Origin of the sequence: Okeania sp. SIO2C2 (assembly GCF_010692625.1) — a bacterium.
GTDB lineage: Bacteria > Cyanobacteriota > Cyanobacteriia > Cyanobacteriales > Microcoleaceae > Okeania > Okeania hirsuta.
On record NZ_JAAHGM010000027.1, the window covers coordinates 58,781 to 59,945 of the forward strand.

The window sequence follows — 1,165 nt, forward strand, 5'->3', positions numbered from 1 at the left end:
GCCATCACAGTAGACGAAGGCAGCACAGACACAGGGTTAGGTCTAGCAGCCCCCACAGACCTAGACGGAGACCCCCTCACCATCACAGTCACAGGACTACCCACACTAGGCACAGTCACCCTAGCAGACGGCACACCAGTCACCAACGGTCAAGTATTAACAGAAGCCCAACTGACAACATTACAATACGACGCCCCAGCCGACTACAACGGCACAGACGACCCAGGAGACTTCACATATAGTGTCAGCGACGGCACAGAAACAGTAACCGGAAGCACAGACATTGCGATTAACCCCATCAACGACCCCCCAGTAGCCAACAGCAGCGCCATCACAGTAGACGAAGGCAGCACAGACACAGGGTTAGGTCTAGCAGCCCCCACAGACCTAGACGGAGACCCCCTCACCATCACAGTCACAGGACTACCCACACTAGGCACAGTCACCCTAGCAGACGGCACACCAGTCACCAACGGTCAAGTATTAACAGAAGCCCAACTGACAACATTACAATACGACGCCCCAGCCGACTACAACGGCACAGACGACCCAGGAGACTTCACATATGATGTCAGCGACGGCACAGAAACCGTAGCAGGCAGCACAGACATCACCATCAACCCCAACGACCCCCCAGTAGCCAACAACAGCGCCATCACAGTAGACGAAGGCAGCACAGACACAGGCTTAGGTCTAGCAGCCCCCACAGACCCAGACGGAGACACCCTCACCATCACAGTCACAGGACTACCCACACTAGGCACAGTAACCCTAGCAGACGGCACACCAGTCACCAACGGCCAGGAATTAACACCAGCCCAACTCACAACATTACAATACGACGCCCCCGCCGACTACAACGGCATAGACGACCCAGGAGACTTCACATATAGTGTCAGCGACGGCACAGCAACCGTAGCAGGCAGCACAAACATCACCATCAACCCCAACCAACCCCCAATAGCCAACAACGACAGCGGCACAACACTCAAAAACCAGCCAGCAACCATCAACATTACAGACAACGACAACGACATCGACGGGAACATCGACCCCAGCACCATAGACCTAGACCCCAACAGACCAGGAGAGCAAAAAACCAGAACCATCCCCGGACAAGGCACATTTGAAGTAGACGATAATGGCAATGTCACATTCACACCAG

1 protein-coding gene is annotated in these 1,165 nt (G+C 54.7%); it reads left to right on the forward strand.

From position 1 onward, the window contains the following. On the forward strand, nucleotides 1-1,165 hold a 1,165-nt coding region (locus F6K18_RS20835), incomplete at both ends, for an Ig-like domain-containing protein (protein ID WP_287523591.1).